Source organism: Hyphomicrobium sp. DMF-1 (assembly GCF_027886585.1).
Taxonomy (GTDB): Bacteria; Pseudomonadota; Alphaproteobacteria; order Rhizobiales; family Hyphomicrobiaceae; genus Hyphomicrobium_C; species Hyphomicrobium_C zavarzinii.
In genome coordinates, this window is record NZ_CP115706.1 from 2,701,502 (window position 1) to 2,726,507 (window position 25,006).

A 25,006-nucleotide genomic window follows, 5' to 3' on the forward strand; every position below is an offset into this window, starting at 1 on the left:
TACTGCGGTGCAGCATTCGAGCGCCTGCCGCTTTCGGCTGGTGAGTTGATCTGATCCCAAGCACGCGGGTGCTTGATCGAAGGAGACGCGGAATGGGCATTCAAGAAAGCTCAACCTCCAAGGCGGGGGCAAAGGGTCAGGCCGACCTCGTTCTGAAAGGGAAAACGGTCTCACTCGATGTCCGCAGCGGAACGATCGGCCCCGATGTGATCGACATCGCGAAGGTCTATCGCGACACCGGCTGCTTCACCTACGATCCGGGATTTACCTCCACGGCCAACTGCTCCTCGCACATCACCTTCATCGATGGCGACAAGGGCGAGTTGCTCTATCGCGGCTATTCCATCGACGAGCTGGCCGAGAACTCGAACTTCCTCGCCACGTGCTATCTGCTTCTGCACGGCGAGCTGCCGACCAACGACGAGTTCAAGCAGTTCCGCAACACCATCACGCGCCACACGATGGTGCACGAGCAGATGACGCGCTTCTTCACCGGCTTCCGCCGTGACGCGCATCCGATGTCTGTGATGGTGGCCGTGGTCGGCGCGCTCTCGTCATTCTATCACGACTCCACCGACATCAACGATCCGCGTCAGCGCGAGACGGCGAGCCATCGCATGATCGCGAAGATGCCGACGATCGCGGCAATGGCCTACAAGTATTCGATCGGCCAGCCCTTCATCTATCCGCGGAACGATCTCGACTACACGTCGAACTTCCTGCAGATGTGCTTCTCGGTTCCCTGCGAGCCCTACATCGTCAATCCGATCGTGGCGCGCGCGCTGGATCGCATCTTCATTCTTCACGCGGACCACGAGCAGAACGCGTCCACCTCCACGGTGCGTCTCGCGGGCTCGTCGGGCGCCAATCCGTTCGCGTGCATCGCGGCCGGCATCGCCTGTCTCTGGGGCCCCGCCCATGGCGGCGCGAACGAAGCCGCGCTCAACATGCTGGAAGAGATCGGCTCGGTGGACCGCATCCCCGAGTTCATCAAGAAGGCCAAGGACAAGACGTCGGGCTTCCGGCTGATGGGCTTCGGCCATCGCGTCTACAAGAACTACGATCCGCGCGCCAAGGTGATGCAGAAGACTTGCCATCAGGTGCTGGACGAGCTCGACAAGCGCAACGATCCGCTGCTCGCGGTGGCGATGGAGCTCGAGCGCATCGCGCTTCAGGACGAGTACTTCATCGAGAAGAAGCTCTATCCGAACATCGATTTCTATTCGGGCATCACGCTGCGCGCGATGGGCTTCCCCGTCTCCATGTTCACGGTGCTGTTCGCGGTGGCGCGCACGGTGGGCTGGATCGCGCAGTGGAAGGAAATGATCGAGGATCCGGAGCAGCGCATTGGCCGTCCGCGCCAGCTCTATGTGGGACCCGCGCGCCGTCCGTTCCCGAAGCCGGGCTCGTGAGCCTGGCCGCTTCTTCCTAGAGCGGAAGACGGCTCACCGGGCCGCAGATCTTCCGTTCAGCGCATAATCCAGAACGATATCGGCGGCAGCCTCGCTGGGGCTGTCGCCTTCGATATGCATGAGGTGGGGAACCCTCGCGAGGGCAGCAAGCTGGGCGCGTCTTTCGGGCGTATCCGACAGCAGCGGCTCCAGCGCGTCCGCGAGGTTCCGGGGCGAGCTTTTCTCCTGGTGGAATTCCGGGAATGCGTTCTCTCCCAGCACGAGGTTCGCGAGCACGGTGGTGGGCGCCTTGATCATGCGGCGAAGAAACGGCGCCGCGACCGGATCGACACGATAAGCGACGACCATCGGCGTGCCAGCGAGCGCAAGCTCGAGCGTGACAGTGCCCGAGGCCGCAAGCGCCGCTTTCGCAAGCTTGAAGGCGCGATACTTGTCGTCCGGGTCCTCGACGATATGAGCCGCAACCGGCCAGCTCGCACGTCCCTTCTCCACCAGCCCGCGCACATGCGCGACACAGGGAACGATCACCTCCGGGGCCTTTCCGCGCTCGCATAGGAGACGCAGCGTATCGCCGAATGGCTCCATCAGGCGGCCCACCTCGGATGTGCGGCTGCCGGGCAGCGCGACGATCACGGGCTTCTCCGGATCCAGACCGAGACGCGCTCTCAACGGCTCGGGATCGAGATCGCGCAGCCAATCGAGCCGCTCGATGAACGAATGTCCCACATAGCTGCAGGGCGGGCCGCCGAGCCGCTTGTGCGCGGCAGGCTCAAACGGGAGAATGCCGAGGATATGATCGACATAGGGGCGCATCTTCGCGGCGCGGCCCGGCCGCCATGCCCACACGCTGGGACTCACGTAGTCCACGATCGGGATGTCAGGGCGGGCCTTGCGGATGCGCTTGGCGATCGGATGGGTGAACTCGGGGCTGTCGATGATGACGACGGCGTCTGGCTCGAAGCGAAGCGCGCTGTCGACGGCGGCATAGACGCGGCGGACGATACGCGGCAGGTGCCGCAGGATGGAGAGCGGGCCCATCACCGCGACGTCTGACATGGGGAAGCCGGAGACGAAGCCTCGTCGCTGCTCCATGGCCTCACCGCCCACGCCGGCCAGAACGAGGCGATCACCCAGACGGGTGCGCAACGCGTCGATCAGCTTGGCGCCGAGTGCATCGCCGGAATGCTCACCTGCAATCAGGAATATCCGGACCTCGCCGGTTGGGCGGGATTCTCCCGTCACGGTCTCCCTCATGTTGCAGCTCCGACAGCCGGCTCGCGGACGAGCAGGAAGATGCCCGCATGGTCAGCTTCGGCGAGAAGCTTCGGAGGGACCGCCGCGGGCTCCGGTGGCCCGGAGGCCAGGGCGATGCCTGCATAGCCTGCGGATGCGACCGCTTTGACGACGGCTGATGTCAGGTCCGTGACATCGCGCAGCGTCGCGACGCCACGGCGCGTTCGGGTGATGCTCGCCCACTGGCGCAGTCCGGCCGCGCGCCGGACGGCCTCCTCCGCGCCTTCGCCGGTCTCTACGGCCAGGACGTGATTGCGCACGACGATCACCGCGCGGCCGATGCCGAAGCCCGTCAGCGCATCGAGCGTGGCGATGCCCTTGATAGCGTCGTGGGTGCCATGCTGCTCCGGGGCTGCGCGTCCCAGCACGCGAAACTTCATCGTGACTTTGCGTGCGTTGAAGCGGCGCGGCGGGTCTCGTTCCTCGCCGTCGCTCACGCCTTCGACGAACACGCCCATGCCGTCCGCGCAACGCACGGTCTCGGCGCGCTCGGCGACCAGCACTCTTCCCGCTTCGACCGCGACCCCGGCAAGACCGGCTTCCTGTACGCCTTTCACCGTGGCGGGTCCGATGGCCGGCATGTCGACGCGCAGGTCCTGTCCGGGCTTCGAGCGCTTGACGAGCACGCCCGCGGGCTTGCCGCTTCCGCGCGCGGTACGGCGCGCCGCGGCGCGGGCGATCATGCGATCGGTGCCCTCGGCTCCTTCGATGACCTCGATCTCTCCGTTTGAGATGATCACGCTCTGTCCGATGTCATAGGCGCCGAGCGCGCGGATCAGATCCAGGCCGCGTGCGATGTCGGCCTGATCGGATGCCGACGATGTCGCGCTGCCGATGGGGCCTTTGCCCACCACGAGGCCGGGCGCCGCGTCTCCCGGTCCGATCACCGTGATGCCGTGGCGCTCAAAGAAGCGCACGACGCGCCTCAGCACGCTGTCGTCGCCGCCCGACGCTACGATCTTCACGATCTGCGGCAGGTAGCGGAAAAAGCCGAGGTCGGGCTTCAGGCCGCCGAGCTCCGGGCGGTGCACACGTCCCACGATGACGAGATCGGTGGCTTTGGCAGCCTTGAGCGTGCGGATCATGGCGCCGATCTGGCCCCAGTTGACGCGCGTCACCGGGTGGCTGCCGAAATCGGCATTCGCCTCCCCGTCTATGGCGACGATGGCAACGAGCTCGCCGCGCGCGGCCGCGCTGTCTGCGATCTCGCGCGGAAGCTCTCCGCCCCCGGCCAGTATTGCGAGCCGCCGTGCGCGCACGTCCATGCTACCCCTCTCGGCGCCTGCTGCCGTATCAGGGCAAGGCTATAGACAGGCAGCGGGCAGCAGGCAACCGGCAGCAGGCCGGACATGGAAAAGCCGGCAGCAAATGTCTCCGCCGCCGGCTGTCCGTATTTGACCTTATCCCGCTTCAGACGTCGAGCGTGTGGTCCCGCTCCCACTGGGTGAAGTGGGAGGCATAGGAGTTCCATTCGCTTGTCTTGAGCTTGATGAACGCGTCCGCGAACTCGGTTCCGAGTGCCTCCTTGAGGCTGGTGTCCTTGTCGAAGTTGCGCAGGGCGTCGAGCAGGTTCAGCGGAAGCTTCGGCGCGTCCTTTACCGTGTGCCCCTCCTTGTACATGTCGATGTCGAGGCGCTTGCCCGGATGGGCGTTTCGCTCGATGCCGTCGAGGCCGGCGGCGATGATGACCGCCTGCAAGAGATAGGGGTTCGCCGCGCCGTCCGGGAGGCGCAGCTCGAAGCGGCCCTTGCCCGGCACGCGAACCATGTGCGTGCGGTTGTTGCCGGTCCATGTGACAGAGTTCGGTGCCCACGTTGCGCCCGAGATCGTGCGCGGGGCGTTGATGCGCTTGTAGGAGTTCACCGTCGGATTGGTGATCGCCGAGAGCGACTCCGCGTGGCGCATGATGCCGCCGAGGAAGTTGTAGCCCTGCTGCGAGAGGCCCATCTCGTCGGAGTTGTCGTAGAACATGTTGGTCTTGCCCGTCGCCGCATCCCAGACCGAGATATGCGCGTGGCAGCCGTTGCCGGTGAGGGTCGGGAACGGCTTCGGCATGAACGTCGCGCGCAGGCCATGCTTCTCGGCGATCGAGCGCACCATGTACTTGAAGAACGAGTGACGGTCGGCGGTGAGCAGCGCGTCATCGAAATTCCAGTTCATCTCGAACTGGCCGTTGGCGTCCTCATGGTCGTTCTGGTACGGACCCCAGCCGAGCTCCAGCATGTAGTCGCAGATCTCGGAGATCACGTCGTAGCGGCGCATGATCGCCTGCTGATCGTAGCAGGGCTTAGAGGCCTGATCCTTGGGATCGGAAATCGTCGTGCCGTCGGCGTTGATCAGGAAGAACTCGCACTCGACACCGGTCTTGATGCGCAGGCCCTTCTCAGCGGCCTTCGCGACCTGCTTCTTCAGCACCACGCGCGGCGACTGGGCGACGTGCTTGTCCTCCATCACGCAATCGGAGGCGACCCAGGCGACCTCGGGCTTCCAGGGAAGCTGGATGAGACCTGCGGGGTCCGGCATGCCGAACATATCGGGGTGCGCGGGCGTCATATCGAGCCACGTCGCGAAGCCCGCAAAGCCTGCGCCGTCTTTCTGGATCTCGGCGATCGCGGCTGCGGGTACGAGCTTGGCGCGCTGGAAGCCGAAGAGATCGGTGAAAGAAATCATGAAGTAGCGGATGCCGCGCTCTTTTGCGACCTGAGCCAGATCCTGTGACATTGGTTTTTCCCCGGACACGGTTACGTTGCTGTTCGACTTGTGTTTCCAGAACCTAGAGAACATGTTCGGCCTCTACTCACGCCTCTGGACGCACTCGCCCGCAGCGATCATTGGCTCTTTTCGTTCGTAGCCGGCCGCGATCGAGTTCCGGGCGGATTTGCCTGAAGCGATAGCGGCCGTTGTGATCCGACCACCGGTTTACGTCGCGGGCCGGCTGGTCCGAGACGATCGGGATCGTTTTTTCGACCCGCAAGCCCTGATTCGGAATGGAGCTCCCGAAGCGCGTGCGGTCACAAGCCACCCTGACCCGGAATCCAGCTCGTTCCCGCGAGCGGCACGCGCGCCATGGCGGCGGCCTCGATGGTGAGCGCGCAGAGGTCTTCCGGCTCGAGATTGTGGACATGGTTGTGGCCTGCCGCGCGCGCGATGGTCTGCAGCTCGAGCGTCATGACCTTGAGATAGTTGGCGAGACGGCGACCGGCGCGCACAGGATCGAGGCGCTTGGCGAGCTCGGGATCCTGCGTGGTGATGCCGGCCGGGTCGCGCCCTTCGTGCCAGTCGTCGTAGGCACCGGCGACGGTGTTGAGCTTCTCGTACTCGCTTTCGAGCGCCGGATCGTTGTCGCCGAGAGCCACGAGCGCGGCGGTGCCGATGGAGACGGCGTCCGCACCTAGGGCGAGTGCCTTGGCGCAGTCGGCGCCGTTGCGGATGCCGCCCGATACGATGAGCTGCACCTTGCGATGCATGCCGAGATCCTGGAGTGCCTGGACGGCGGGGCGGATGCAGGCGAGCGTGGGCTGGCCGACATGCTCGATGAACACTTCCTGCGTAGCCGCGGTGCCGCCCTGCATACCGTCGACGACTACGACGTCGGCACCGGCTTTCACCGCGAGCGCCACGTCATAGTAGGGGCGTGCGCCGCCCACCTTGATGTAGATCGGCTTCTCCCAATCGGTGATCTCGCGCAGCTCGAGGATCTTGATCTCGAGATCGTCAGGCCCGGTCCAGTCGGGATGACGGCAGGCAGAGCGCTGATCGATGCCCTTGGGCAGCGTGCGCATCTCGGCGACGCGATCGGAAATCTTCTGGCCGAGCAGCATGCCGCCGCCGCCGGGCTTGGCGCCCTGCCCCACCACCACCTCGATGGCATCGGCCTTGCGCAGGTCGTCCGGATTCATGCCGTAGCGAGACGGCAGATACTGGTAGACGAGCTTCTCGGACTGTCCGCGCTCCTCGGGCGTCATGCCGCCGTCACCGGTCGTCGTCGACGTTCCGGCTATCGTTGCGCCGCGCCCGAGTGCCTCCTTGGCGTTGGCCGAGAGCGAGCCGAAGCTCATGCCCGCGATGGTGATCGGTATCTTTAGCTCGATCGGCTTCTTGGCAAAGCGTGTGCCGAGCGTGACCGTCGTCGAGCATTTCTCGCGATAGCCCTCGAGCGGATAGCGCGACATGGACGCGCCGAGAAACAGCAGGTCGTCGAAGTGCGGAACCTTCCGCTTCGCGCCTGCGCCGCGAATATCGTAGATGCCCGTCTGGGCCGCGCGCCGGATTTCGGAGAGCGTGTAGTCGTCGAAGGTGGCGGACTTGCGGGGCGTGGTCGGCGGATTTTGATAGCTCATCAGTAGGCATCCGCATTGTCGATGTTGAAGGTGTAGAGCTTGCGCGCGGAGCCGTAGCGTTTGAACTCCGACGTCTTCACATCGGTCACGCCGGCCTTGGCGAGCAGAGCCGCAAGCGCCTCGTGATGCTCGGGCCGCATCTCCTTTTCGATGCAGTCGGCGCCGAGGCTCTTCACGCTTCCGCGCACGTAGAGCCTAGCCTCGTAGATGCTGTCTCCCAGCGCGTCGCCCGCGTTGCCGAGAACGACGAGGCTGCCGGACTGCGCCATGAAGGCCGACATGTGGCCGATGTTGCCCTTGACGACGATGTCGATGCCCTTCATCGAGATGCCGCATCGCGAGGACGCGTTGCCTTCGATGACGAGCAGGCCGCCGCGGCCGGTGGCGCCCGCGTACTGGCTCGCGTCGCCTCTGACGATGACTTTGCCGGACATCATGTTCTCGGCAGCGCCGGGGCCAGCCGATCCCTCGACGATGACGGTCGCGTGCTTGTTCATGCCGGCGACGTAGTACCCGACGGAGCCGCGAACGGTGACCGTGACCGGCGCATCGAGGCCGACGGCGATGGCGTGCTGTCCGCGCGGGTTCAACACCTCCCACTCGGTCTCGTTGGTGCCGTCTTTCTGCTCATGCAGGCTGGCGTTGAGCTCGCGGAGCGGCGTCTTCGTCAGATCGATCGACCGCATCTCAGCGCTCCCAGAAGTAGACGGTTGCGGGCTCGGGCTCCCAGACCTTCGCGTTCTCGATGCCAGGGAGACCGGCCAGAGCGCGGTACTCGGAGCCGAAGGCCACATAGTCGTCCGTCTCGGCGAGCACGGCCGGCTTGCAGGCGATGGGATCGCGCAGAACGCCAAAGCCGTTCTTGGTGCCTACGACAAAGGTGAAGAAGCCGTCGAGATCGTCGAGGCTCTTCTCCAGCGCCTGGCCGAGATTGAGGCCCTGGTTCATGCGCCACGTGAGATAGGCGGCAGCGACCTCGCTGTCGTTCTGCGTTTCGAAGGTCATGCCGTCGTGCTTGAGATCGCGGCGCAGATTGTTGTGGTTCGAGAGCGAGCCGTTGTGAACCAGGCACTGATCGGGGCCGGTCGAGAACGGATGGGCGCCGAGCGTGGTGACGGCGCTCTCGGTGGCCATGCGCGTGTGGCCGATGGCGTGCGTGCCGGACATCTTCGCAAGATCGAAGCGCTTGGCGACGTCGGTCGGATAGCCGACCTCCTTATAGATCTCGATCACGTCGCCGGCGCCCATGATGCGGACGCTGGGGAATTTCTCGCGAACAGCCTTGCGGGCCTCTTCAGCCTTGTCGGCCGGGCAGGTCAGGATGGCGTGGGACGACTTCACGTCGAGCTTCAGATCCGCGCCAATCGCCTTCCCGACGGTCTTGGCGAGATCGGCGAAGTCAGCCTCCGCACTGGGCGACTGAAGGGTGATCTTGACCTTGCCGGAATTGGGAGCGCCGTAGACGGCGAAACCTGCAGAATCCGGCCCGCGCTCGCACATCGTGGCAAGCATTCCCGCCGTCAACTCACCTAGCCGAGGCTCCAATGCTTTGTTCTTGATGAATAGCCCAACTATTCCGCACATCGGATGGCGCACCCCGTATGCCGTTTGCTGTTTCTATACAGACGCTAGCACTTCATGTTTCTCGATTCAACTGCGATGCAACTTTTTTTCATCGCGCGATATTCGAAAGTCCGCGACTCCATCGTTCGTACTGCAGCCGTGCGATGCGATAGGCATCGGGAATCGAGAGCGCCCAGACAAACAGACCAGCGGCCGAGCGGCCGATGAAGGAATGCTCGGGTGTGGTCGTGTGCCAGGACACCAGCGCCATGAGGAGCGCGAAGAAGGCGAAGCCGAAACCTCGCTGCGGTTGTCCGACGGCCACGTGCCCCATCCCGGGCAGCACGATGGCCAATGCAAGAACCGTGTAAGGATTCATGGGTGCGCGTGACGTCGTCATGCGTAGGTGTGCTCCCGTTGCGGATTTTCGATTGCCGTGCGGAGCGTATCGATCTCGGCAAGCACGCTCTGGAACTGATCGGCGGAGACGGCGGCCTCATCGAACACGGCCTGCCTCAGAAGCAGATATTCGCCGCGCCGGCCCTCGCCCGCCTGACGAATGATGCGCAGGCCCTCGCGCGTGACGGCGATCTCCTTGACGCGCGGATCGGCCAGGATCGCGGCCATCGGTTTAGCGAGCTTTTCAAGGAGTTTTTCGGCTCTCGCATTCTCGCCGCGGATGATCACCTCGGGCGGGAACTCCGGCGGGGTTTCGAGGATGTAGGGGAACTGAGGCGTGAGGCTGTAGAACTCGTAGCCGGAGGGTCGGACAAGCACGGCGAGGCCGGTCGACCCCTGCACCTTCTCCAGCACCGTGACCTGAAGCCAGAGCTGCGGAAGCCTCCGGATGGTCATTGTGTCGCTGATCAGGCGGATGTCGACGTTGCGCCGGTCGCACCGTCCGCTGAGCTTTGGAAAGCTGTCGCCGCTGTGCGTCAATGCATAGCCGTTGAACAGGCGTGCACAATCATCGAGCAAACCGGCGCGGCTCGCGCGCAGGGCCTTGTGGTCGCGCAGGGCAAGCCACGTCAGCGGACCGACGATTGCAATAAACGATATAAGGGCCGTCGAAAGCGAAGACACGGGCCACACTCTCCGTTGGGATCCGGGGTGCCACGCCATCGTGGAAAGCTGCAACACCCGGGCTCTTCGATTGATCGTGGTTCGATGACGGCACCGGCACTGCGAACGACCGCGCGCTCCGCATCCGCTGCCTTATCCGAGAAACGCGGCCCGGTGTTTCCGAGCCGCGTTTCTTCTGTTGCGTGTCGTGATCAGTAGCCGACCGGCTTAGGCCAGGGCATCGTGAACTGCGCGCCGCGCCGCACGAACTTGTAACGGTGGAATGCGAACCACAGCGAGGCGACGATGTAGAACACCATCATCGCGATGAGCTGCGTGCCGTATCCGAGGAACACCGCGAAATACGTGACGGAGCAGAGCAGCAGAAGCACGAGAGCCGGTAGCGGATGGAACGGGTGCACGTAGCCCCGCTTGATCACGCCGAGCGGCCATTTCTGCCGGAACATGATGACGTTGATCGCCATGAACGTGTACTCGAGCAGACCCGACAGGATCGAGAAGGTGATCACCTGATCGAGCGGCGCGAAGTACGCGAACACAAGGGCCACCGGCACCAGGAACACGATCGCCCGATAGGGCGTCCGGTACTTGGGATGCACGGCGCCGAAGACCTGCGGCAGATAACGGTCACGTCCCATGGAGAACCAGGCGCGGGATGCGTCGTTGATGCAGCCGTTGGCGGAGGCCAGCGTCGAGAAGATGGTGCCGATGAAGAGAAGCACCATCAGAAGCGTCGAGTCCGTGAGACGGGCCGCATCGAACAGCGGCGTCACGGCCTGGCCCAGATACTCCCACGGCATGATGCCGGCGCAGATGTACCAGGTCATGGTCGCGGCGATGAGCAGCGTGATGATGCCCGTCATGGTGCCGAGGGGAAGTGCGCGCGCGGGCGAGCGAACCTCCTCGGCGGCCTGCGTCGTACCTTCGATGCCGAGGTAGTACCACATGCCGAAGTGGAGCGCGGCGAGAACGCCGAGCCAGCCGTATGGCAGACCGGTGAGCAAGTCGCCGTGCTTCATGTAGACGCTGCTCCAGGGCTGAACGGCGAAGAACAGCACCCAGATGGCGACGAACGCGATGGCCGTGATGACGAGGTTGAACGTCAGGGTCGCGTAGACGCCGCGGTAGTTGAGCCAGGCGAGGAACATGATCGTCAGCACGATGAACGGCTTGTCATGCGTATCCGCGAACCCCGCCATCGATCCTACCGTCTGCACGAGATAGCCGAGCGTGATCGCGTTGGCCGCTTCGAGCATGGTGTAGGCGAAGACGAGGAACAGGCCCACGTTGAAGGCCATCAAAGGCCCGACGATGTGCTTGGCCTGCGCGTACTGACCGCCGGCGGCGGCAACCGTCGAGGTCACCTCCGAGTCGATCATGGCGACGCAGGTGTAGAGAAGACCGGCCACCCAGCAGGCGATCAGAGCGGCGATGGCGCCGCCCTTGCCCACTGCAAAGTTCCAGCCCATGTACTCGCCCACGAGCACGATGCCGACGCCAAGCGCCCACACGTGACCCGGACCAAGCACGCGCAAGAGCGAAATTCGCTCGCCGTGAACTGCTGTTGTCTGAGTCACAGGTGGCCTCCTTGATGAGGCGGATCGATGACGAGCGCGTCTTCGATTTCACCTTCCTTGGAGGAGGTCAGCAGTTCTTCGCTGTAGGTCTTGTCGGTGCGGATCAGGTCGATCAGCATCCACAAGCCAAGCAGCGCGGAGAGGCCCCAGGCCCCGTATTCGAGCAGTTGAAAGTTATTCACGGGAACCCTCCTCTCACTTGTTGTTGAACCGCTCGTCGATCACGTCGCGGTATTCCTTCTTCGACCAGTGAAAGACGATGAAGAAATACCCGATGACGACGAGTGCAGTGATGGCGAGCTCAACAGGCTCGAAGGAGTAGTCGAAGCGCGATGAGATCAGCTCAGCAGCCGATGTCGCGTTCTCCTCCGTCTTCGGGCCTGCGGTGAAGCCGAGCTTCTCCCACTGCGCCTGCATGGTCGCGTTCTGACCCATGCCCGCCCACGTGGTGTCTTTGAGCTCGAGCGTCGTCTTTCCGCCTCCGGCCAGGCCGAGGTAGAGCGGAATGAAGAGCGCAGCCATAACGAGTGCGAGAAGGAAAAGGGTATCGAAGGTCTGGCCGAGCAGAGACTGCGTCGGCGGCTTGTACGGTGTCTTAGCCATGTGCTCGCTCCCTAGCCTTTCGACTTCTTCATTTCGTCGAGGTAGTGGATGTCGAGCCCGTAGATGTGCTCCTTGTCCTCAGCGTAGTGCTTGATCATCGCGATGATCGAGGCCGAGTTGAAAAGCAGGACGAGGCCACCGGCAACTGCAAGAGCCTGAAGAACCCCATCCGCCGGGGCGGTCTGCGTGAGCCGCCAGAAGACGAAGCCATAGAGCGTCCAGAGGACAATAACCGCGCCGAACGCCCACGTGCGATCGCCGGAGAACATCGAGTGGACACGTGGATCTGGTATTTTTTGTTGCATAACTCCCCCTTGGGATACGGTTTTCAGGGTTCCTCCTGGAGTTGCCTGTGAGGCAACGTTTTTTTATGTGCGGAAAAACAGTGCGTCCTCCTGCCGCACTTTGTCAAGGCGTATGATGTTGTGGTGAGCAGATTTGCCACCAGAACGCTTGTCTTTTGGGCGCTTTTAGCTGTGCGTCGGTTTTCTTGAACGCTCCGAATTATTTATTCACTCCGGGAAGAAGCGGTGGATTCACCCCTGCTTCCGGCCAGACCCTTCGATCCAGGATTCCGGCGTCTATGTTTGAAGTCGGACAGAATTTGCTTCGACCTCCGGCATTCCAGAGTTGGCTTCTGAAGGCGCTGCAAACGCCCTTCCATCGCGCGCGCAATGTTCTGTATGCGGTTATATTTTCTCGAACCGGCACTCCCCGGCGAAAAATCCGCGAACTGATCGGGGTCAGATATGGGCCTCGCGCGAGCGTGATCCGCAATCCGGGTTGCGCACCTCTCCGGCTCCGCGTCCGGTGCGCCGACTTGATCCTCGCGAAAATGTGTGCGTTCAAAACTTGCTAACGATCGCGCACCAAAGATCCATCACCGAACACGTCAGTTGCCAAAACGTCAGCTATCGTGGTTCGATGCGACCGGAGGACTCTCCGCTCCTCCACCATTTTCCGGTGCCACGTCGGCCCTGCATCGCTCGACAGGCTGTTGTAGTTTGTTCGCGAAAAGGTGGTGTTTCTCTTCGGCATCGACCACACATGGGGGCTCGCAGCGCATGAACCAGAGATCGGGAAGCTCCTTGAAGAAAGACAGCGCGACAGAGATCCCGAGCACTGAGGGGCGCGGCGAACAGAAGCGCCGCAAAGCGCTTTCTGCCGAAGAGTTCGCCGAGGTCATGCAGACCATCGAAACCAAGGACGAGCAGGATCCGCATGCGCTGCAAGGCGCGCGTGACAGCATGCTCGAGGTGGCGATCGGGCGCGAGGTTCGCGCATTCCGCAACAAGCTCGGCATCACCGCGTCAGATCTCGCGCGCGCCGCGGGTCTCTCGCTCGGTATGCTCTCGAAGATCGAGAACGGCGTCACGAGCGCGTCGCTCACCACGCTGCAGCGGCTCTCCAAGGCGCTGGGCGTTCCCGTCACGGCGCTGTTCCGCCGCTTCGAGGAGCGGCGCAACGCCGTTTTCGTCTCGGCGGGGCAGGGCCTGCTGATCGAACGGCGCGGAACCCGCGCGGGCCATCAGTATCAATTGCTCGGCCACACTGGTGGCCAGTCGGGCGGCGTGGTGGTGGAGCCTTATCTGATCACGCTCACGGAAGAGTCGGACGTGTTTCCGCTGTTCCAGCACGCCGGTCTCGAGCTGATCTACGTTCTCGAAGGCCAGGTGGTCTATCGCCATGCCGACAAGCTCTATCCGATGAAGCCCGGCGACAGCCTGTTCTTCGACGCGGATGCGCCGCATGGGCCGGAGGAGCTGGTGCAGCTTCCGATCCGCTTCCTCTCGGTCATCAGCTACGCGCGTGAGCTGCCCTGACCGGCCGGCTTCGATCTCATTCGAGCGACTGAAACGCGGGCGCGTAGGCGACGGGGTCGTTGGCGTGCGCGAGAGACGTCCCATCGAGCGCAAGCGCCATGAAGTATGGCCCAGCGTAAGGCGTCTCGAATCCTGCCGCCTGCTCGACGCTGAAGCCGAAGCGTGCGTAGAACGCGGGATCTCCGAGCACGAAGACGGCCTGCCATCCTTCCCGTCTCGCTCGCGCGAGCCCCTCGCGGATCAGATCGCTCGCGATGCCTTCGCCGCGGCGGCTGGCCTCCACCGCAACGGGTCCGAGACCGAGCGCCTTCATGGGCGCGGTCATCGCAGAGAAAAGGACGTGGCCCACCACCTCCTCGCCGTCCACCGCAACGAGCGAAATCGCAACGTCGCCGTCGTGGCGCAAACGATCGACCAGATCCGCTTCGGCGGCCGTGGGAAACGCGCCCAGCGCCAAGCGTCGAATGCCGGGGCGATGGGCGGGCTGCTCGGCCTCGATGCGCATTACGCTACTCCAGCGCGGCGTGGAGCCCGCGGACGAACGACGAGAGGCCTGTCATGCGATCGCGGCGCAGACGCTCCGCCGCGAGAATGGCGCGCAGGCCCGCGCTGCTCTCCGCGAGATCCGAATTGACGATGACGTAGTCGTACTCGGCCCAATGGCTGATCTCGTCGGACGCTTTCGCCATGCGCTTGGCTACGACCTCGGGCGGATCCTGGGCGCGCTGCTTCAAGCGCGTCTCCAGCGCCTCTGCGGACGGCGGCAGCACGAACACGCGCACGAGATCTCCCGCCATGCGCTCGGAGAGCTGCTGGGTTCCCTGCCAGTCGATGTCGAACAGCACATCGCGGCCCTCCGCGATCGCCTTCTCGATCGGGGCGCGGGGCGTGCCGTAGTAGTTGCCGAAGACGGTCGCCCATTCGAGGAGCTGATCCGTCTCGATCATGGCCTTGAAGCTCGCTTCGTCGACAAACCAGTAGTCGCGGCCGTCCACCTCTCCGGGACGCGGCTTGCGCGTGGTGACGGAGACCGACAGGGCGATATGAGGATCGGCTTCGAGAAGCGCGCGCGATAGGGACGTCTTGCCGGCGCCGGATGGCGAGGACAGCACCAGCAGCAGGCCGCGCCGCTCGATCCTCGGATTTTCGCTCGTCATCTCCCCGGTCTCCCCGCGCGCTCGCATCCCGCCCAGAAGCGACTGATAGGGGCTGGGCCTTGCCGGGTCCAGAGCGTTTTCAGCGCCCTACTCGATGTTCTGGACCTGCTCGCGCAACTGATCGATCACGACCTTGAGGGCGAGGCCCGCGTGGGCGATCTCCTGGTCGGCGGCCTTGGAGGTCAAGGTGTTGGCTTCGCGATTGAACTCCTGGGCGAGGAAATCCAGCTTGCGGCCGATGGCACCCTCATCCCTGAGAAGCGCGCGCGCAGCTTCCACGTGGGCGGCGAGGCGCTTCAGCTCCTCCTCCACGTCGGCGCGCGTCGCCAGCAGGACAGCCTCCTGATGAAGCCGCGCGGGATCGAGCCCCTGCCCTGTCTCCATGAGGCGGGCGACCTGCTCGGCGAGGCGGCGGCGAATGGCTTCGATGGTGCGGGCGGGGGAGGCCTCGACCGTTTTCGCCAGACGCTCGATCTCGTCGATCTGGCGGGCGAGAACGTCCTTCAGGCGGCGGCCTTCGTCGCGGCGCGCGGCCACGAGGTCGGCGAGCGCCTTGTCGAGGTCATCCAGCACGGCCGCCTGCTGGGCCGCCAGCGTCTCCTCGGTGTCGGCATCCTCGACGACGTCGAGCACGCCCTTCAATCCGAGCAGCGCTTCCACGCGCGGCGTCTCGGCGCCGATGTTGTGGCTCAAGCGGGTGGCGATGGCGAGGATGCGCTCGAGCGCCTCCTGGTTCACGCGGACCTCACCCGCCTGCGTACGGCGCGTGACGCTGAGGCTGGCGTTGACGCTGCCGCGGGAAATGGCTTTCGCGATGCGGTCGCGAACCTTGGACTCGATCTGCTCGTAGCCCTGCGGCAGGCGCAAGCGGAGGTCGAGCCCCCGGTTGTTCACGCTCCGTAGCTCCCAATGCCACGTGGTGCCGTCGAGCGCGCCGTCGCTGCGGGCAAACCCGGTCATACTTTGAAGGGTCATGTTTTTTATCCGGGGAACGTTGTCCGTTCAGGTCTAGGTCGCGCGGCAAGTGGAGCTCGCTCGCCGCGCTGCTGCGAGAGAGACGTACGCGCCGCATCCGCGGGCCGCAAGGGGCGCTTTCGGCGCAAGGCCCGCCGTCCGCACGCGGCTAGCGCTTGGGCTTGCGTATGGGGAGCGGCATCGTGGACGCCGTTGCCGTCGCCGGGACGGCCGCAGGTTTCTCCTCGGCGGCGGCTCCTGCAGCCTTCGCCTCGCCGCCCGCGTCCTCGGCTGGCGGGTTCGGAATTTCGGTGATCGGGTTGCGCGCCACCTCGCCGGGCGCTGCCTCGGCCCCTTCGGAGGCTCCGTCCTTGGCGGCGGCCTGACGCGCCCGCATCTCTTTCTCGAACTTGCGCCAGTTCGAAACCGCCGCGTTGTGATCCTTGAGGGTCGCCGTGAAGATGTGGCCGCCGCTGCCGTCGGCCACGAAGAACAGATCGCCGTGCTGGGCCGGATTGAGTGCGGCTTCGAGCGCAGGGCGCCCCGGATTGCAGATCGGCGTCGGCGGCAGGCCCTTGATCTGGTAAGTGTTGTGGGCGTTCTTGGCGTCCTTCTCCGACTGCATGATGGGTTTGCCCCACTGCACGCCGCCGCCGTAGATGCCGTAGAGAATGGTGGGATCGGATTGAAGCGGCATCCCCTTGTTCAAGCGGTTGACGAAGACGCCCGCGATGCGGTCGCGCTCGTCCGCGCGGCCGGTTTCCTTCTCGATGATGGAGGCCATCACCACGGCCTGCTCGGGGCTCGTGTAGGGAAGTCCCTGCTGGCGGCGCTCCCAGTTGCTTTCGAGGACCTGCTTCTGCTTCAGCGCCATGCGCTCCAGCAGCTCCTGGCGCGTCATGCCCTTCTCGATGCTGTAGGTCTCGGGCAGCAGCGAGCCTTCGGCGGGAATCTGGGCGACGTCGCCGGTCAGGTTCTCCTCGCTCTTCAGGCGCTCGACGATCTGCTGGCTGGTGAGACCTTCGGGGATCGTCACCTTGTACATCACCGATTTGCCTTCGGAGAGGGTCTCGATCACCTCGCGAATGCTGACGTTCGGCTTGAAGAGGTATTCGCCGTGCTTCAGCATCACCTCTTTCGGGCGCATGCGGCTCTGCACCAGATAGTTGATCATGAAGGCCCAGCGGCTGGAAACCACGCCTTCGCGCTCGAGGTCGTCGGCGATGTCGTTGCTGCTCGCGCCTTTCGGGATGACGACGGTCTGGCTCACGGTAAGGGGACCGGGGCGGCTATAGAGGTGGCCGACCAAGAGCGTCATGCCTCCGGTCGCGAGCATGGCGACGAGCAGGATCGTCATCACGCCGCTCACGACGCGGGCAAAGCCAGAGATGACGCGCGATTCCTTGCGCTGGCGAACGCCACGGGGACGCGGCGGCGCGCGTCCCGGCTCCAGAGCCTCGGCCGGGCTCCTCGGGCGGACACCGTCACGCCTCGAGAGCGTGGGCGGCACTTCCCGGCGAACTTTACTCATCGACCAGCTCCCGTCTCGCGTCCCAAGCCGCAGCGACGCTCCCCGCGTGCCGCAACGGCCGGCTCCTGGCGCTTTCCGGCCCGCCTTGGCTCAGGCAGGAAACCACCGTCAAACTCAAGCTTGTACGCACAGCGAGGCGCGCCGGGACCGGCACGCCGTACTCACCCCAAGCCTACGCGCCGACGTGATCTCGCGATTGTGGCAAAAGCCCGGTCAGCGCTGGCGCTCTCCGGGCGATCGCGGACCGATGTCAGGCCACTTTACGCATCACGAGCGACGCGTTGGTGCCGCCAAAGCCGAACGAGTTCGAAAGCACGGTGTTGATCTCACGCTTCCGCGGCGTCTTGGGCACCAGGTCGAGGGCCGTCTCGACCGAAGGGTTTTCGAGGTTCAGGGTCGCGGGCGCCACCTGATCGCGGATGGCGAGCACCGAGAAGATCGCCTCGACGGCGCCGGCAGCTCCCAGGAGGTGGCCGATCGAAGACTTGGTCGAGGACATGGAGGTCTTGGCCTGGGTGTTGCCGAACAGGCGCTCCACCGCGCCGAGCTCGATCTCGTCGCCCATGGGCGTCGAGGTGCCGTGCGCGTTGATGTAGTCGATGTCGCTCGGTGAGACGCCCGCGTTCTTCAGCGCGGCGCGCATGCAGCGGAAGGCGCCGTCGCCGGTCTCCGACGGCGCTGTGATGTGATAGGCGTCGCCCGACATGCCGTAGCCGATGACCTCGGCATAGATCTTGGCGCCGCGCGCCTGGGCGTGCTCCAGGCTTTCGAGCACGACGACACCCGCGCCCTCACCCATGACGAAGCCGTCGCGACCCTTGTCGTAAGGACGCGACGCCTCCGTGGGCCGGTCGTTGAAGCCGGTCGAGAGAGCGCGGCAGGCGACGAAGCCAGCCATGCCGATGCGGCAGATGGGGCTCTCGGTTCCGCCCGCGACCATGACCTCCGCATCGCCGAGCGCCACGAGACGTGCCGCATCGCCGATGGCGTGGGTGCCGGTGGCGCACGCCGTCACGACGGCGTGGTTCGGTCCCTTGAGGTCGTGCTTGATGGAGACGTAGCCGCCCGCGAGATTGATGAGGCGGCCGGGAATGAAGAACGGAGAAACGCGGCGGGCGCCCTTCTCCTTGAGCAGAATCGAGGTGTCGGCGATGCCGGAAAGGCCGCCGATGCCGGAGCCGATCAAAACGCCGGTCGTTTCCTGCTTTTCCTGGGTATCGGCCTTCCAGCCTGCATCGGCGAGGGCCTGATCGGCGGCGGCGACGGCGTAGATGATGAAGTCGTCGACCTTGCGCTGCTCCTTGGGCTCCATCCAATCATCGGGATTGAACTTGCCCTCGTTACCCGCGCCGCGCGGTACGAAATTCGCAATCTGACAAGAGAGATCGGAGGCGTCGAATTCCTCGATCCGGCGTGCTCCGCTCTTGCCTGCGAGCAGATTGCGCCAAGATTCCTCGACCCCGCATCCGATCGGGGTGACAAGACCAAGCCCAGTGATGACGACGCGGCGCATGGCTCTCAAGTCCACTCCATCGGTAAGGGAGAGATGCCCGCCAACGCCCAGCCGTATGCCGCCCTGGGCCTTGCGGGGTTCTCTTGTTGCCGCGAGGCGCGACCCGCCAGCTTCGCCCCGCTTCCTTCAACTCACTCGTGTCACTCAGGCTTGCGAGCCGTGGATGGAGATGCTTACGGCGCATGTGCGCCGATACGCGATTCTCCACTCCACACGCACCGCAGTGCGGGCCGGCTGCGGCTTCATCATTCGAGGCACCGGCGGCGCCTCGAACTCAGCCGCTCCGGACCCGAGCAGCCTTAGGCAGCCGTGGCGTTCTTCTCGAGGAACTTCACAGCGTCGCCAACCGTCAGAATGTGCTCGGCGGCATCGTCGGGGATCTCGCACCCGAACTCTTCCTCGAACGCCATGACCAGCTCGACCGTATCAAGGCTGTCAGCGCCGAGATCATCGATGAAGCTAGCGTTCTCGGTGACCTTGTCGGCCTCGACGCCAAGATGCTCCACTACGATCTTCTTCACGCGCTCTGCGACATCGCTCATCGTCTTCCCTCGTGTCCCTGCTCTGTGATTTGGTTTGCTATCGTCTTCTCGGTCCCGTCGTTCACCGGGGCGCTGAAGTCAGTCGGTCGTAGTCCCTTGCCGGAAAACCGGATCCTACTTTTCCAGAAATACGCTCGACCTCGAAGTCCTATCTCGTCCTGGTGCTGGCGGCGCCATCAGGGGGGTTATCCCAGACGACAGCGCGTGAGCGTTGATCGTTAGGGCGTTTCCCAGAGCTGCGCAGCAAAAAAACGAGGCTCGTTAACATATCTCCTAGGCCTTGGCCAGCGTCGCCCCCCTGTGTTGCGGCTCGCGAAAGCCGACCCGGAGAGCGACACATTGCCCCCGGCGAACGCGGCCTTGCGCATGCCGGAGCGTCTTAACCAAAAACGCCGTCAGATCATGGCCATGCCGCCGTTCACGTGCAGCGTTTGTCCGGTGACGTAGCCAGCCTCGACGCTGGCAAGGTAGACGGCCGCGGCGGCAATGTCATCGGGCGTGCCGAAGCGCTGGGCCGGGATGTGCTGGGAGATCTCGGATTTCTGCTTGTCGTTCAGCACATCCGTCATCGCGGTCTGGATGAATCCAGGCGCAATCGAGTTGGCGGTGATGCCGCGGTTCGCGACTTCGCGGGCGAGCGATTTGGTCATGCCGATCATGCCAGCCTTGGAGGCTGCATAGTTGCCCTGGCCGGGATTGCCGATCACGCCCGAAACGGACGAGATGTTGATGATGCGGCCGTAGCCGGTCTTGGAGCGCAGCATGTGACGGGCGGCGGCGCGCATCAGCATGAAGGTGGAGGTGAGGTTCACCGCGATCACGTCGTCCCACTGCTCGTCCTTCATCACCATGAACAGGTTGTCCTTGGTGAGACCGGCATTGTTGACGAGGATGTCGAGGCGGCCGAGCTTGGCGATGGCGTTGTCGATCAGCTTCGAGACGGCTTCCTTGTCGGCGAGATCGCAAGGCACCACGTGCGCGCGCTCGCCGAGCTCGGCGGCGAGCGCTTCGAGCTTGGCGACCTGACGGCCCGAGAGCACGACCTCGGCTCCGGCTTTGTGGAAAGCGCGCGCGATGCCTTCGCCGATGCCGCCGGTCGCACCGGTGACAAGCGCTTTTTTGCCGGTCAAATCGAACATGTCTTGAATCCTTTTACGAAGAAGAGCGTGGTTTGATTGCGTCAGACGAGCTTGGAAGCGGCCGCCTCGATATCCGCGGGCGTGCCCAGGCTCGCGGCCTCGAGCGACTTCTCGATACGCTTTGCGAGGCCAGCGAGCACCTTTCCTGATCCGATCTCGAACACGTCGGTGACGCCGTTGGCTGCGAGATAGCCGACGCATTCGCGCCAGCGCACGGTGCCCGTCACCTGCTCCACCAGAAGGCGGCGAATCTGCTCGGGGTCGCTCACCCCGCTCGCCACCACGTTGGCGACGACGGGGACGACCGGCGCGTTGATGGTGACCTTGGAAAGCGCATCCGCCATGGCTTCGGCGGCGGGCTTCATCAGGGCGCAATGGAACGGCGCAGACACGGGCAGAGGCACCGCGCGGCGCACGCCATGGGCCTTGCCGATCTCGGCCACGCGATCTATGGCGGCTTTCGAGCCCGACAGCACGACCTGGGTCGGCTCATTGTCGTTGGCGACCTGGCAGACGTCGCCCTGGGCGGCTTCGGCCGCGACCTTCTCGGCCACGTCGAGGCCAACGCCAAGAAGAGCGACCATCGCGCCCTGGCCGACCGGTACGGCCGCCTGCATGGCCTGGCCGCGCAGCTTCAGGAGACGCGCTGTGTCGGACAGTGAGAACGCGCCTGCCGCGGCGAGTGCGGAATACTCGCCGAGCGAATGACCCGCAACATACTTCACCGTGCCGGCAAGCTTGATGCCCTTCTCGCGTTCCAGCACGCGCATCACGGCCATCGAAACCGCCATCAGCGCGGGCTGGGCGTTCTCCGTGAGTGTCAGCGTTTCCTTGGGGCCTTCCCACATAATGGCGGAGAGCTTCTGTCCGAGCGCCTCGTCGACCTCGTCGAACACCTCGCGCGCGACCGCGAACGTCTCTGCCAGCTCGCGACCCATACCGACATCCTGGCTACCCTGTCCGGGAAATACGAATGCGCGTGCCACGCTCGCTCCTTTTGATTGATTTCCACTCGCCGGGCGCGATCGCCGACAGGTGAGTGAAAGTTCACAGTCTGTCGCGCTTTCGACATGTCCGGCTCGGGATTGTCAAGGCCTCGGGGAACAGGGAACGATGGTCTTCCCCGCTGCTCGTGGCTGCACCGCGCGGCCGGCCGAGTTGTATGGCGCGCAGCAAACAGGGGCGTTTTGTGTTTCTCTCCAGAAGGATAAGCCATGGCAACTAAATCGGCGGGACGGCGTCTTCTCCCCTTTCTCCTAGCCCTCGCGCTGGTCGTGGCCTATCTCGCCGCATGGCAATGGGATTTGCTGCCGCGCGAGACGATCGCCACCGGCACGGTGATGGCGAAGGACGGCAAGGTGTTGGAAACGCGGCAGTTTTACCGGACATCCCGCGACAACGCGCACAAATCCGCAGCACCCGGCCCCGCCAAGCGCGAAGCGGCATGGGAGGTCCGGCTGCCGAGCGGGCGGTGGATCGACTGCGACGGCGAGGACTGCCTCGCGGCGTACGAGCGCAGCGTTAACTAGCTTGCCCCTTGCCCGCGCCTGGAAAACCCGTATAAGTCGCGCCGTCACGCGCTTCGGTTGGAGGCTGAACGGGGCCGCGGAGCTATTTCAGCTCGGCGGCAAGGTCTATTGGACTTGTCCCTCTCTTGGGCTTGTCCCATGGTCTGTCCCCCGGTGTCTTCGCTCTTTGGGTGCCTTTGGGCCTTTCTGGGGTCCATGAGGGGCTTTGCGCCGAAGCGGTAGCGTGATCCGCGTGCTTGTCATGCGGCCAACTCGAAACGAAAGGCCAAACATGCCCCTTTACGAGCATGTGTTCCTGGCGCGCCAGGACGTCTCGCAACAGCAGGTCGAGGCGCTTACGAAAGAATACACCGACGTCATCACCGAAGGCGGCGGCAAGGTTACGAAATCCGAGTACTGGGGCCTCAAGGGCCTCGCATTCAAGATCAAGAAGAGCCGCAAGGCGCACTATTCGCTCCTCAACATCGACGCACCCGCCGCAGTGGTGGCAGAGATGGAGCGGCGCATGGGTCTCTCGACCGACGTCATCCGCTTTCTCACGCTGCGCGTCGACGAGCTCGAGACCGAGCCGTCCGTGATGATGCGCAAGCAGGATCGCGACGAGCGCGGCGGTGAGCGCGGCGCCGGTGGTTTCCGCGGCGGTGATCGCGGCGGCTTCCGTGGCGGCGATCGCGGCGGTTTCCGCGGTGGCGACCGTGGCGGCTTCGGCGGCGGTGCCGAGGGCGGCTCCACGTTCCGCGCCCGTCCCCCGCGCGAGGGCGGCGATTCCCGTCCGCCGCGTGACGGCGACCGCGGTCCGCGTCCCCCGCGGCCCCCATTCAGAGACAACAAGCCGGGCTCGGAGGGCTAATCGATGGCTGAGATCCAAGAAATCGCCGCTCGCCGGCCCTTCCATCGCCGCCGCAAGACCTGCCCGTTCTCGGGCGATCAGGCGCCGAAGATCGACTACAAGGACGTGCGCACGCTCGGCCGTTACATCTCCGAGCGCGGCAAGATCGTGCCGAGCCGCATCACGGCCGTTTCGGCCAAGAAGCAGAGAGAGCTGGCCCGCGCCATCAAGCGCGCACGCTTCCTCGGACTCCTGCCCTACGTGCTGAAGTAATCAGCCGCCGGGTTTCTAGATTGGTTGGATGAGCGGGGCCGCTCTCTTCGAGAGATGGCCCCCTCACCCTAACCGCAGCGGATGCGGGACAGCTTACGGATGAGAACGACCTATCTGGCAGGTGCTGGCCTTGGGCTGGTTGCGGCGGTGGTATTCGCCTCCGCGACCACGGGGCCGTTGTTCATCCGCTTCCTCCTCTTCTTCGTCACACCGCTTCCCATCGCACTCGCCGGGCTCGGCTGGGGCTGGCGCTCGGCGCTGCTCGCGGGGCTTGTCGGCAGCGGTATCGTGTTCGCGTTCGCCGGACCGCCGACCGCACTCGCTTTCGCGCTGACGCAAGCCGTGCCGATGGTGCTTCTGACCTATCTCGCGCTGCTCAGCCGCCCCATTGGGGAAACCGGCCTCCAGCACGCCAACGAGAACGGTCCAGCCGTCGAGTGGTATCCGGCCGGAAGGCTCGTCATCTGGTCGGCGGTGATGGCCGGCGTGATGGCGGTCGCCTCGCTCGCCGTCCTCGGCGGAGATCTGGAAGAGCTTCGCAAGGCACTCGGCGAGTTCATCAAGGCGACGATCTCGTCCGGTCTGCCGCAGACGGACGGCCAGCCCGTGCAGATCAGCGAGGCGGAGATCGCGTCGCTCTCCGAAATCGCCATGTCCGTGCTGCCGGCGGCGTCCGCGATGTCGTGGATGGGCAGCCTGCTGTTCAACCTCTGGCTCGCGGGGCGCGTGACCTTCGCATCCGGCCAGCTCGGCCGTCCGTGGCCGGATCTCGCTGCGATTACCTATCCGCAGGGCACGCCACTGGCTTTCGGCGTCATCCTGCTCGGCACGATGGCTTCGGGCTACCTGGGGCTCGCCGCGGCTGCATTCGCGGGCGGCTTCTTCGTCGCCTACCTGCTGCTCGGTCTCGCCATCCTTCACTACACGACGCGCGGCCGGCCCTGGCGCCCGTTCGCTCTGTGGGCCCTCTACGGCACGCTTCTCGTCGTCAACATCTGGATCGGCTTTGTGATCGCCCTGCTCGGGCTCGCAGAGACGGTTCTTCATCTTCGTGCGCGCTCGGCACTTCCGCCGGGCCCGCCGCCTCATCCGAACGCTTGAACATTTTCAAAGGAGATTACGTCCATGCAGGTCATTCTACTTCAGCGCATCGGCCGCCTCGGCCAGATGGGTGATGTCGTCAACGTCAAGGACGGCTATGCCCGCAACTTCCTCCTGCCGCAGAAGAAGGCTCTGCGCGCCACGAAGGAGAACATCGCTCACTTCGAGACCCAGCGCTCGCAGCTCGAAGCCAACAACCTCGAGCAGAAGAAGGAAGCCGAGGCCGTTGCCGCGAAGCTCGACGGCAAGGTGTTCGTCGCCATCCGCTCGGCGGGCGATACGGGCCAGCTCTACGGCTCGGTCTCCACGCGCGATCTCGCCGACGCCGTTACGGCGGGCGGTTTCACCATCGACCGCCGCCAGGTGATCCTCGAGCGTCCGATCAAGACCCTTGGCCTGCACGAGACCAAAGTTGCGCTGCATCCGGAAGTCGTCGTGAAGGTCATTCTCAACGTCGCGCGTTCGGACGAGGAAGCCGAGAAGCAGGCCCGCGGCGAGGACGTCACGGTCATCAAGGACGAGGCGCTCGAACTCGAGACCTTCAACCCGGATTCCGTCTTCGAGGAGGGTGCTGCTCCCGAGGGCGAAGGCGAAGAGCAGCAGGCCTGATCGCCCCGGGCGATCCTTGGCCGACCATCGCCGGGATATTTCAGCGGCAGCCGGAAGCTCAGTCTTCCGGCTGCCGTTTCTCTTTTCGGGGCCTGGGATCGACGCCCATCTCGAAATTGCGGGCGCGGCTTCCTA

Annotated in this window: 27 protein-coding genes; 7 read left to right on the forward strand and 20 right to left on the reverse strand. The window is 64.5% G+C overall.

Going from position 1 to position 25,006, the window contains the following annotated elements; all coding sequences use genetic code 11:
• Nucleotides 1-92: 92 nt before the first annotated feature.
• Entirely contained in the window at nucleotides 93-1,412 is a 1,320-nt protein-coding gene (gene gltA, locus PE058_RS12300; RefSeq protein ID WP_020086651.1) for a citrate synthase, read from the forward strand.
• A 33-nt stretch (nucleotides 1,413-1,445) separates the two neighbouring features.
• Here gltA and lpxB read toward each other — a convergent pair whose 3' ends face one another.
• From lpxB to PE058_RS12360, 12 genes are all read right to left on the reverse strand, one after another.
• Entirely contained in the window at nucleotides 1,446-2,666 is a 1,221-nt protein-coding gene (lpxB, locus tag PE058_RS12305; protein WP_271028524.1) for a lipid-A-disaccharide synthase, read from the reverse strand.
• Nucleotides 2,663-3,970 carry an LpxI family protein gene (locus tag PE058_RS12310; RefSeq protein ID WP_020086649.1) on the reverse strand — a complete coding sequence of 436 codons (1,308 nt, stop codon included), beginning with the start codon at nucleotides 3,968-3,970 and terminating at the stop codon, nucleotides 2,663-2,665. Before PE058_RS12310 ends, lpxB begins: the two co-directional genes overlap by 4 nt.
• A 145-nt stretch (nucleotides 3,971-4,115) precedes the next feature.
• Nucleotides 4,116-5,426 (reverse strand): type III glutamate--ammonia ligase, encoded by a 1,311-nt coding sequence (gene glnT, locus PE058_RS12315; RefSeq protein WP_020086648.1) that lies wholly within the window; start codon nucleotides 5,424-5,426, stop codon nucleotides 4,116-4,118.
• Nucleotides 5,427-5,716: 290 nt separating this feature from the next.
• Nucleotides 5,717-7,045 (reverse strand): FMN-binding glutamate synthase family protein, encoded by a 1,329-nt coding sequence (locus PE058_RS12320; protein WP_020086647.1) that lies wholly within the window; start codon nucleotides 7,043-7,045, stop codon nucleotides 5,717-5,719.
• Nucleotides 7,045-7,731: a GXGXG domain-containing protein gene (locus PE058_RS12325; RefSeq protein WP_020086646.1), complete on the reverse strand. Its 687-nt coding sequence runs from the start codon at nucleotides 7,729-7,731 to the stop codon at nucleotides 7,045-7,047. Before PE058_RS12325 ends, PE058_RS12320 begins: the two co-directional genes overlap by 1 nt.
• Before the next feature lies 1 nt (nucleotide 7,732).
• Nucleotides 7,733-8,629, reverse strand: a complete 897-nt coding sequence (locus PE058_RS12330) for a class II glutamine amidotransferase (RefSeq protein WP_026868130.1) — start codon at nucleotides 8,627-8,629, stop codon at nucleotides 7,733-7,735.
• Nucleotides 8,630-8,717: 88 nt separating this feature from the next.
• Entirely contained in the window at nucleotides 8,718-9,008 is a 291-nt protein-coding gene (locus PE058_RS12335; RefSeq protein ID WP_020086644.1) for a hypothetical protein, read from the reverse strand.
• On the reverse strand, nucleotides 9,005-9,691 hold the full coding sequence (locus tag PE058_RS12340; RefSeq protein ID WP_020086643.1) for a hypothetical protein: 687 nt from the start codon (nucleotides 9,689-9,691) through the stop codon (nucleotides 9,005-9,007). The genes PE058_RS12335 and PE058_RS12340 overlap by 4 nt, the downstream gene beginning before the upstream one ends.
• 191 nt (nucleotides 9,692-9,882) lie before the next feature.
• Nucleotides 9,883-11,268, reverse strand: coding sequence for an APC family permease (locus tag PE058_RS12345; protein WP_026868129.1), 1,386 nt, complete (start codon nucleotides 11,266-11,268; stop codon nucleotides 9,883-9,885).
• Entirely contained in the window at nucleotides 11,265-11,450 is a 186-nt protein-coding gene (locus PE058_RS12350) for a hypothetical protein (protein WP_020086641.1), read from the reverse strand. Before PE058_RS12350 ends, PE058_RS12345 begins: the two co-directional genes overlap by 4 nt.
• Nucleotides 11,451-11,463: 13 nt before the next feature.
• Nucleotides 11,464-11,871, reverse strand: a complete 408-nt coding sequence (locus PE058_RS12355; protein ID WP_020086640.1) for a hypothetical protein — start codon at nucleotides 11,869-11,871, stop codon at nucleotides 11,464-11,466.
• 11 nt (nucleotides 11,872-11,882) lie between these two features.
• The gene (locus PE058_RS12360) at nucleotides 11,883-12,140 is read right to left on the reverse strand and encodes a hypothetical protein (protein WP_020086639.1); all 258 of its coding nucleotides are present in this window, start codon (nucleotides 12,138-12,140) and stop codon (nucleotides 11,883-11,885) included.
• A 915-nt stretch (nucleotides 12,141-13,055) separates the two neighbouring features.
• Between PE058_RS12360 and PE058_RS12365 the strand changes: the two genes are divergently transcribed.
• Nucleotides 13,056-13,694, forward strand: coding sequence for a helix-turn-helix domain-containing protein (locus PE058_RS12365; RefSeq protein ID WP_271030616.1), 639 nt, complete (start codon nucleotides 13,056-13,058; stop codon nucleotides 13,692-13,694).
• Between the two features lie 16 nt (nucleotides 13,695-13,710).
• Here the strand turns inward: PE058_RS12365 and PE058_RS12370 are convergent, their stop codons facing one another.
• From PE058_RS12370 to fabD, 8 genes are all read right to left on the reverse strand, one after another.
• Nucleotides 13,711-14,199, reverse strand: a complete 489-nt coding sequence (locus tag PE058_RS12370) for a GNAT family N-acetyltransferase (protein ID WP_271028525.1) — start codon at nucleotides 14,197-14,199, stop codon at nucleotides 13,711-13,713.
• A gap of 4 nt (nucleotides 14,200-14,203) precedes the next feature.
• Nucleotides 14,204-14,851 carry a guanylate kinase gene (gmk, locus tag PE058_RS12375; protein ID WP_020086636.1) on the reverse strand — a complete coding sequence of 216 codons (648 nt, stop codon included), beginning with the start codon at nucleotides 14,849-14,851 and terminating at the stop codon, nucleotides 14,204-14,206.
• Nucleotides 14,852-14,938: 87 nt separating this feature from the next.
• On the reverse strand, nucleotides 14,939-15,826 hold the full coding sequence (locus PE058_RS12380) for a YicC/YloC family endoribonuclease (protein WP_026868127.1): 888 nt from the start codon (nucleotides 15,824-15,826) through the stop codon (nucleotides 14,939-14,941).
• A gap of 148 nt (nucleotides 15,827-15,974) precedes the next feature.
• Nucleotides 15,975-17,336 (reverse strand): endolytic transglycosylase MltG, encoded by a 1,362-nt coding sequence (gene mltG / locus PE058_RS12385; protein ID WP_026868126.1) that lies wholly within the window; start codon nucleotides 17,334-17,336, stop codon nucleotides 15,975-15,977.
• 250 nt (nucleotides 17,337-17,586) lie between these two features.
• A complete protein-coding gene (gene fabF / locus PE058_RS12390; RefSeq protein ID WP_020086633.1) occupies nucleotides 17,587-18,849 on the reverse strand; it encodes a beta-ketoacyl-ACP synthase II in 1,263 nt (420 codons plus the stop codon).
• A gap of 299 nt (nucleotides 18,850-19,148) precedes the next feature.
• A complete protein-coding gene (locus tag PE058_RS12395) occupies nucleotides 19,149-19,391 on the reverse strand; it encodes an acyl carrier protein (RefSeq protein ID WP_020086632.1) in 243 nt (80 codons plus the stop codon).
• Nucleotides 19,392-19,786: 395 nt separating this feature from the next.
• Entirely contained in the window at nucleotides 19,787-20,530 is a 744-nt protein-coding gene (gene fabG / locus PE058_RS12400; protein ID WP_020086631.1) for a 3-oxoacyl-[acyl-carrier-protein] reductase, read from the reverse strand.
• A gap of 41 nt (nucleotides 20,531-20,571) precedes the next feature.
• Nucleotides 20,572-21,516: an ACP S-malonyltransferase gene (gene fabD / locus PE058_RS12405; protein ID WP_271028526.1), complete on the reverse strand. Its 945-nt coding sequence runs from the start codon at nucleotides 21,514-21,516 to the stop codon at nucleotides 20,572-20,574.
• 228 nt (nucleotides 21,517-21,744) lie between these two features.
• Here fabD and PE058_RS12410 point away from each other — a divergent pair, with 228 nt between their 5' ends.
• The 5 genes from PE058_RS12410 to rplI all read left to right on the forward strand — a co-directional run bounded on the left by PE058_RS12410 (nucleotide 21,745) and on the right by rplI (nucleotide 24,871).
• Entirely contained in the window at nucleotides 21,745-22,059 is a 315-nt protein-coding gene (locus PE058_RS12410; protein WP_020086629.1) for a hypothetical protein, read from the forward strand.
• 271 nt (nucleotides 22,060-22,330) lie between these two features.
• Nucleotides 22,331-22,909: a 30S ribosomal protein S6 gene (gene rpsF / locus PE058_RS12415; protein ID WP_020086628.1), complete on the forward strand. Its 579-nt coding sequence runs from the start codon at nucleotides 22,331-22,333 to the stop codon at nucleotides 22,907-22,909.
• A gap of 3 nt (nucleotides 22,910-22,912) precedes the next feature.
• Nucleotides 22,913-23,161: a 30S ribosomal protein S18 gene (gene rpsR, locus PE058_RS12420; protein ID WP_020086627.1), complete on the forward strand. Its 249-nt coding sequence runs from the start codon at nucleotides 22,913-22,915 to the stop codon at nucleotides 23,159-23,161.
• A 99-nt stretch (nucleotides 23,162-23,260) separates the two neighbouring features.
• Nucleotides 23,261-24,262: a DUF2232 domain-containing protein gene (locus tag PE058_RS12425; RefSeq protein WP_271028527.1), complete on the forward strand. Its 1,002-nt coding sequence runs from the start codon at nucleotides 23,261-23,263 to the stop codon at nucleotides 24,260-24,262.
• A 24-nt stretch (nucleotides 24,263-24,286) separates the two neighbouring features.
• Nucleotides 24,287-24,871, forward strand: coding sequence for a 50S ribosomal protein L9 (gene rplI, locus PE058_RS12430; RefSeq protein WP_020086625.1), 585 nt, complete (start codon nucleotides 24,287-24,289; stop codon nucleotides 24,869-24,871).
• The last annotated feature ends 135 nt before the right edge of the window (nucleotides 24,872-25,006 follow it).

Coding starts and splice junctions, on each gene's coding strand:
- PE058_RS12355 (WP_020086640.1), bottom strand. CDS start 11,871: ATGGCTAAGACACCGTACAAGCCGCCGACGCAGTCTCTGCTCGGCCAG.
- PE058_RS12410 (WP_020086629.1), top strand. CDS start 21,745: ATGGCAACTAAATCGGCGGGACGGCGTCTTCTCCCCTTTCTCCTAGCC.
- PE058_RS12325 (WP_020086646.1), bottom strand. CDS start 7,731: ATGCGGTCGATCGATCTGACGAAGACGCCGCTCCGCGAGCTCAACGCC.
- rpsR (WP_020086627.1), top strand. CDS start 22,913: ATGGCTGAGATCCAAGAAATCGCCGCTCGCCGGCCCTTCCATCGCCGC.
- lpxB (WP_271028524.1), bottom strand. CDS start 2,666: ATGAGGGAGACCGTGACGGGAGAATCCCGCCCAACCGGCGAGGTCCGG.
- PE058_RS12380 (WP_026868127.1), bottom strand. CDS start 15,826: ATGACCCTTCAAAGTATGACCGGGTTTGCCCGCAGCGACGGCGCGCTC.
- PE058_RS12370 (WP_271028525.1), bottom strand. CDS start 14,199: ATGCGCATCGAGGCCGAGCAGCCCGCCCATCGCCCCGGCATTCGACGC.
- PE058_RS12310 (WP_020086649.1), bottom strand. CDS start 3,970: ATGGACGTGCGCGCACGGCGGCTCGCAATACTGGCCGGGGGCGGAGAG.
- rpsF (WP_020086628.1), top strand. CDS start 22,331: ATGCCCCTTTACGAGCATGTGTTCCTGGCGCGCCAGGACGTCTCGCAA.
- PE058_RS12360 (WP_020086639.1), bottom strand. CDS start 12,140: ATGTTCTCCGGCGATCGCACGTGGGCGTTCGGCGCGGTTATTGTCCTC.
- PE058_RS12335 (WP_020086644.1), bottom strand. CDS start 9,008: ATGACGACGTCACGCGCACCCATGAATCCTTACACGGTTCTTGCATTG.
- fabF (WP_020086633.1), bottom strand. CDS start 18,849: ATGCGCCGCGTCGTCATCACTGGGCTTGGTCTTGTCACCCCGATCGGA.
- glnT (WP_020086648.1), bottom strand. CDS start 5,426: ATGTCACAGGATCTGGCTCAGGTCGCAAAAGAGCGCGGCATCCGCTAC.
- gltA (WP_020086651.1), top strand. CDS start 93: ATGGGCATTCAAGAAAGCTCAACCTCCAAGGCGGGGGCAAAGGGTCAG.
- mltG (WP_026868126.1), bottom strand. CDS start 17,336: ATGAGTAAAGTTCGCCGGGAAGTGCCGCCCACGCTCTCGAGGCGTGAC.
- PE058_RS12395 (WP_020086632.1), bottom strand. CDS start 19,391: ATGAGCGATGTCGCAGAGCGCGTGAAGAAGATCGTAGTGGAGCATCTT.
- fabG (WP_020086631.1), bottom strand. CDS start 20,530: ATGTTCGATTTGACCGGCAAAAAAGCGCTTGTCACCGGTGCGACCGGC.
- PE058_RS12365 (WP_271030616.1), top strand. CDS start 13,056: ATGCAGACCATCGAAACCAAGGACGAGCAGGATCCGCATGCGCTGCAA.
- gmk (WP_020086636.1), bottom strand. CDS start 14,851: ATGACGAGCGAAAATCCGAGGATCGAGCGGCGCGGCCTGCTGCTGGTG.
- PE058_RS12425 (WP_271028527.1), top strand. CDS start 23,261: ATGAGAACGACCTATCTGGCAGGTGCTGGCCTTGGGCTGGTTGCGGCG.
- rplI (WP_020086625.1), top strand. CDS start 24,287: ATGCAGGTCATTCTACTTCAGCGCATCGGCCGCCTCGGCCAGATGGGT.
- PE058_RS12330 (WP_026868130.1), bottom strand. CDS start 8,629: ATGTGCGGAATAGTTGGGCTATTCATCAAGAACAAAGCATTGGAGCCT.
- PE058_RS12320 (WP_020086647.1), bottom strand. CDS start 7,045: ATGAGCTATCAAAATCCGCCGACCACGCCCCGCAAGTCCGCCACCTTC.